This window comes from Kribbella sp. (genome assembly GCF_035687465.1).
In the GTDB taxonomy this organism is placed as follows: Bacteria; Actinomycetota; Actinomycetes; order Propionibacteriales; family Kribbellaceae; genus Kribbella.
The window spans coordinates 1-5,232 of the sequence record NZ_DASRXP010000171.1; the positions used below are offsets into that span (position 1 = coordinate 1).

General features: G+C 67.9%; 6 protein-coding genes. 3 read left to right on the forward strand and 3 right to left on the reverse strand.

Features of this window, described 5'->3' with window-relative positions:
* Positions 1-1,370 (reverse strand): cation:dicarboxylate symporter family transporter (locus tag VFG33_RS08800; RefSeq protein ID WP_325024308.1); only part of this gene is annotated, 1,370 nt, incomplete at its 3' end.
* Between the two features lie 217 nt (positions 1,371-1,587).
* On the opposite strand from VFG33_RS08800, the gene VFG33_RS08805 reads away from it, so the two are divergent.
* Positions 1,588-2,841, forward strand: coding sequence for a sensor histidine kinase (locus tag VFG33_RS08805; protein ID WP_325024310.1), 1,254 nt, complete (start codon positions 1,588-1,590; stop codon positions 2,839-2,841).
* Positions 2,834-3,514, forward strand: a complete 681-nt coding sequence (locus tag VFG33_RS08810; protein WP_325024312.1) for a response regulator — start codon at positions 2,834-2,836, stop codon at positions 3,512-3,514. Before VFG33_RS08805 ends, VFG33_RS08810 begins: the two co-directional genes overlap by 8 nt.
* A gap of 6 nt (positions 3,515-3,520) precedes the next feature.
* Here VFG33_RS08810 and VFG33_RS08815 read toward each other — a convergent pair whose 3' ends face one another.
* Positions 3,521-4,015 carry a heme-binding beta-barrel domain-containing protein gene (locus tag VFG33_RS08815; protein WP_325024314.1) on the reverse strand — a complete coding sequence of 165 codons (495 nt, stop codon included), beginning with the start codon at positions 4,013-4,015 and terminating at the stop codon, positions 3,521-3,523.
* A gap of 156 nt (positions 4,016-4,171) precedes the next feature.
* Here VFG33_RS08815 and VFG33_RS08820 point away from each other — a divergent pair, with 156 nt between their 5' ends.
* Entirely contained in the window at positions 4,172-4,534 is a 363-nt protein-coding gene (locus VFG33_RS08820; RefSeq protein ID WP_325024316.1) for a DsrE family protein, read from the forward strand.
* Positions 4,535-4,557: 23 nt separating this feature from the next.
* On the opposite strand, the gene VFG33_RS08825 is transcribed toward VFG33_RS08820, so the two are convergent.
* On the reverse strand, positions 4,558-5,232 hold a 675-nt coding region (locus tag VFG33_RS08825; protein ID WP_325024317.1), incomplete at its 5' end, for a hypothetical protein.

The following is a 5,232-nucleotide window of genomic DNA, read 5'->3' on the forward strand; positions in this document are numbered from 1 at the left end:
ACGGGTGCGGGGGTGGTTTCGGGGGTGGTTTCCGGGACGTCGCCGGCGTGGGTGTCGCCGGCCGCGAAGGCGGCTTCGTCGAAGGGGTCCTCGCCGGCGAAGACCTGCTTGGCCTGGGCTTTGTCGAACTGACCGACCCAGTGGCCGACCAGGATCGTCGCCACCGCGTTACCGGCGAAGTTCGTCAGCGCCCGGGCCTCGGACATGAACCGGTCGATGCCGACGATCAGGCCGATCCCGTCGACCAGTTCCGGCCGGTGCGACTGGAGTCCGCCGGCCAGCGTCGCCAGGCCCGCGCCGGTCACGCCGGCCGCGCCCTTGGAGGCGATGATCATGAACAGCAGCAGGGAGATCTGCTGGCCCAGGCTGAACGGCTGGTCCATCGCCTCGGCGATGAACAGCGACGCCATCGTCAGGTAGATCGCGGTGCCGTCCAGGTTGAACGAGTAGCCGGTCGGGACGGTGATGCCGACGACCTGCTTCTGCACCCCGAGGTGTTCCATCTTGCCGATCAACCGCGGCAGCGCGGTCTCCGACGACGAGGTCGACACGATCAGCAGGAACTCCCGGCCGAGATACCTCAGCAGCTGGAAGATCGAGACCCCGGTGACCGCCCGGAGAATGGTGCCCAGGACAACGATCACGAAGATCAGACAGGTGATGTAGAAGGCCGCCATGATCTTGAACAGACTGACCAGGGCGTCCCAGCCGGTGTCGCCGACCACGGCCGCGATCGCCCCGAAGGCGCCGATCGGTGTGACCCACATGATCATCGACAGGATCTTGAAGACGAGCCGCTGCAGGTGCCCGATGCCGTTCAGGATCGGCTGGCCCTTCGAGCCCATGCTCTGCAGCGCGAAGCCGACCAGCAGTGCGACGAAGACCGTCTGCAGCACCGTTCCCTCGGTCAGCGAGGAGAAGATCGTCTTCGGGATGATGCCGAGCAAGAAGTCGGCGGTGCCTTCGTGGACCGCGGTCTCGGCCTGCTTCTGGCCGGTCTCGCGCAGGTTGTCGGTCAGGTTCAGGCCGGAGCCGGGCTGGACCAGGTTGCCGACCACCAGGCCGATGGCGAGCGCCACCGTCGACATCACCAGGAAGTAGCCCAGCGCGAGACCGCCGACCTTCCCGACGCTGGCCGCCTGCCGGACCGACCCGATGCCGAGCACCAGGGTGCAGAAGATGATCGGGCTGATCATCATCTTGATCAGGTTCACGAACCCGGTGCCGAGCGGTTTCAGCTCGACCGCGAAGTCCGGGAAGAGGAAGCCGACGCCGATGCCGAGTGCGACGGCGACGATGACGGCGATGTAGAGGAAGTGGGTCCGGTCGTTGCGAACCGGCGTCGGACGGGTTTCGTTCGGGCTCGACATGGGGGACTCCTGATCGGCCGGGCGGGCTGGTTCTGAGTAACTGTGACGTGACGCACAGAGGAACTGTGCATTTCGTTCATATCGTTCGCGGTCGTCGCCCACACCTCGGCGCGCGGCGACCAGTTGGCCCACTGGACGGAGACCAGTGGGGGCACTGGACGGAGACCAGTGGGGGCACTGGTGTGCACAATGTCCGCATGCTGTGCAGGGTGACGAGATGAGAAGGCCGTGGGAGCTGCGGCGCCAGGTGCTCTGGCTGCAAACCATCACGGTCGCCGTGTTGATCGCGATGGTCTGGATCGTGCTGGCCAGCCGGGCCCGCGCGCAGGCCGACCGGGACGCCGCCGCGACCGGCATCGCGTCGCCTGGTTGGGGGGACCTGCTGGAGCCCGAGTTGCGGTCCATGCTCGGGATCGCCAGCCTGATGCTCGGCGTCGCCATCGCCGGCAACGCCCTGGTCTCCTGGCGGGTCCGGCGAGCGACTCGCGGGATGGGTACCCAGTCGCTCGCCTGGATGCTCGACTTCTACCAAGGCGTTCTGCGTGCCGCCCGGGAGGGCCTGCTGCTGGTCGACGGGGACGGCAGGGTCCAGCTGGTCAACGACGAGGCCCGGCGCCTGCTCGGTCTGGGGCAGGTGCCACCTGGCACCCCCATCGAGGAGCTCCATCTGCCCGCTGCCCTGTCGGACCTGCTCGGCGCCGGGCGCACGGCGTACGACGAACTGCACCTCGGGGCGCAGGGGGTCGTCGTGGTGAACCAGCAGCCGGCCCGGTCCGGCCGGATCATCACCCTGCGCGATCACACCCAACTACAGGCGCTGCTCGGTGAGCTGGACGCCGTGCGCAGCCTGGCCGAGTCGCTGCAGGCGCAGAACCACGAGGCGTCGAACCGGCTGCACACGGTGGTCAGCCTGATCGAGATCGGCCGGCCGGAGCGGGCCCGGGAGTTCGCGGTCTCGGAATTGCAGTTCGCCCAGGCGATGACGGATCGGGTGGTCGGTACGGTCGGCGATCCAGTGCTCGCGTCGCTGCTGCTCGCGAAGCTGGCGCAAGCGCAGGAACGCGGCGTCCTGCTCACGCTAGAGCTCGGTTCGGAGGCCCTCAACACCCGGCTGCCCGCCCAGGACGTCGTCACGGTGGTCGGCAACCTGCTCGACAACGCGATCGAGGCCGCCCGCGGTGGACCTGCCCCGCGGCGGGTCGAACTGAAGGCCGGTACGACGCCCGACGCCATCGACCTGGCGGTCACCAACACCGGCGCCGAACTGGGCGCGACCGAGCTGGCGCGGATGTTCGAGCGCGGCTGGACCACCAAGTCCGAACCAGGGCACGGGCTCGGGCTGGTCCTCGTCCGGAGCACGGTCGAACGCTGGCAGGGCACGCTGATGGTCGATCCCGACTCGGAGCTGGACGAGGTCCCGGCACTGACGGTCCGGGTCCGGCTGCCACGGGCGGTGAGTGCGAGTGCGTGACCAGCTGCGCGTCCTGATCGTGGAGGACGACCCGGTCGCCGCCGAAGCACATCGCACGTACGTCGACCGCCTGCCCGGCTTCACCTGCCTGGGCATTGCCGGTACTGCGGCTCGCGCACTGCACGTGCTCAGTCAGGAACAGGTGGATCTGGTTCTCCTGGACATGAACCTGCCTGACGGCCACGGATTGGACGTAGTACGGCGGATGCGGGCTGCGGGCAACCAAACGGACGTGGTCGCTGTGACTGCAGCGCGAGAGGTGGCCGCGGTTCAGGCGGCGGCGCGGATCGGGGTCGTGCAGTACGTGTTGAAGCCGTTTGCCTTTGAAACGTTGAGGGATCGGCTCAACGCCTATGCCCGGCAACGACGGTCAGCGGAGTCCGGTCAGGTGGTCGCGGACCAGGACGAGGTGGACCGGCTATTGCATCCAGCAACTGTTTCGAGTGTTCCGAAGGGGCTGGCCGGGTCAGTACTGGATCGGGTCGTGAAGCTACTCGGGAACCGTGAGGGATGGACGGCCGAGGAGGTCGGTGCCGAGCTGGGAACGTCGCGGATCACGGCTCGGCGCTATCTCGAGCACTTGGCCGACCAAGGGCAGGCCTTGCGGACGCAGCGCTACGACGGCCGGAGTGGGCGTCCGAAGGTGGAGTATTCGTGGGTGTCCGAGAGCTGACAGGGATCAGGCGCGGACGAGCGTGGCCCAGAGGTGCGGCTGGAGCGAATGCCCTTCCGCGGCCATGTCGTAGGCCCACATCAGTTCGCCGTTGACCAAGCCGTAGAGCCGGTGGCCGGCGGTGACCTCCTTGGCCGTGGCGGTCCGAGCCACCACGTCCGTCCGCATCTCGATCTTGGCGCCGTCGATCTCGCCGTACCAGATCTCCGCGAAGCCGGTCGGGTGCGCGAGCACGACCTCGAGCTTGTTGTCCGGCTTCGGCCGCCAGAACCCGGTCTCGACCGCGAGCGGGCGCTCCTTCGTGCCGTCCTCGCCGACCACGTAGGTCTGGCTGACGTAGTGCAGGTAGGGCTTGCCGTTGTGGCTGAAGTCGATCTGCTGCCCGAACTCGAACTTCTCGATCGTCGGGTAGTCACCGTGCCCGCGGCCTTCCCAGCGACCGAGCAGCCAGGCCACCGGCATCAGGTCGGGGTGCAGGTCCTGCGGAATCTCGAACGCCATCAGTTCACACCGCGGCCGCGGTACAGCCGGTAGACGACGAATGCCGAGAACCAGCCCATGAAGACGCAGACCAGGACCAGCAGGCTCGTGAAGATGACGTGCAGCACGTTGGTCAGTCTAGGGGATGCGTTCGGGGTTCTCGGCTACGGTGGCGTGATGTCCCGCACGCTGGTGATCAAGCTGACCGCAGGTGCCGAAGAACCCGAACGCGCGAACCAGGCGTTCACCGTAGCCGCGACGGCGGTCGCCGCCGGAGCCACGGTGTCGCTGTGGTTGACCGGGGAGGCGGTGTGGTTCGCAGTACCGGGTCGCGCTGAAGCCTTCGAGTTACCGCATGCGGCACCATTGGCGGACCTGCTGGCCGGAGTACTGGCGGGCGGTCAGCTGACGGTGTGCACGCAGTGCGCCAAACGCCGCGACCTCACGGAAGCCGACCTAGTCCCAGGCACCCGCATCGCCGGCGCACCAGCCTTCACCGAAGAAATCCTCACCGACAACACCCAAGCCATCGTCTACTGACCCTGCGGGCTGTTCGGCGAAGTTCACTCCTGCTGCAGACCAGCGCCGTCGGAGCCTCGATCGCCCGTGCCACGACCAGGGCCACGTCCCGTGAGCTTGGCATGCTGGGCACCGGGATTGCGACCAGCCGTCCCCGCGACCACAGACTCGCCGCCCTGCTCCTGCTGCGTCGCCCGGGTTGCCTCGGTCTGCCCACTCTGAATCCCCTGCAGCCGCGCCCTCTCCTCCGCTGAGATCCCCTTCTTCTCCCCCGCCCCCAGCCCATCACCCTGCCCACTCAACTGACCGCCCGCGGGTTGGCCGGCACGCTCCCGCCGATCCGCCTCCAACCGCGCCTCAACCGGATCGGGAACCACCCCACTCTGCTCCGGGGCCGCACGCTCGCCTTGGTCGACATCCAACGGCGCCTCAACCGGGTCGGGCACCTGCTCACCCTGCTCCCGCGCCAGACGCTCATCCTCAGCTGTCGGCAGCACGACCTGCGGCGCAGCTTCGCCACCCTGCCCCCGCACGTCCACCTGCTGCTCCTGCACTTCAGGCTCCTGCACCGCCGGCTGCTGCTCTTCCGGCTGCTGGTCCTGGACCTGCTCGTTCGGCTCTTGGCCCTGGAGCTCATCCAGAGTCTCGGCGGCTACAGCGGCGGAGGTGACGGGTCCGACAACCTCCGGCTCCTCCCGCTCCTTGTCACGGTCGTCTTC

Bases quoted from the DNA above. Each gene is read 5' to 3' on its own strand.
- VFG33_RS08805 (WP_325024310.1), top strand. From the start codon at position 1,588: ATGAGAAGGCCGTGGGAGCTGCGGCGCCAGGTGCTCTGGCTGCAAACC.
- VFG33_RS08815 (WP_325024314.1), bottom strand. From the start codon at position 4,015: ATGGCGTTCGAGATTCCGCAGGACCTGCACCCCGACCTGATGCCGGTG.
- VFG33_RS08820 (WP_325024316.1), top strand. From the start codon at position 4,172: ATGTCCCGCACGCTGGTGATCAAGCTGACCGCAGGTGCCGAAGAACCC.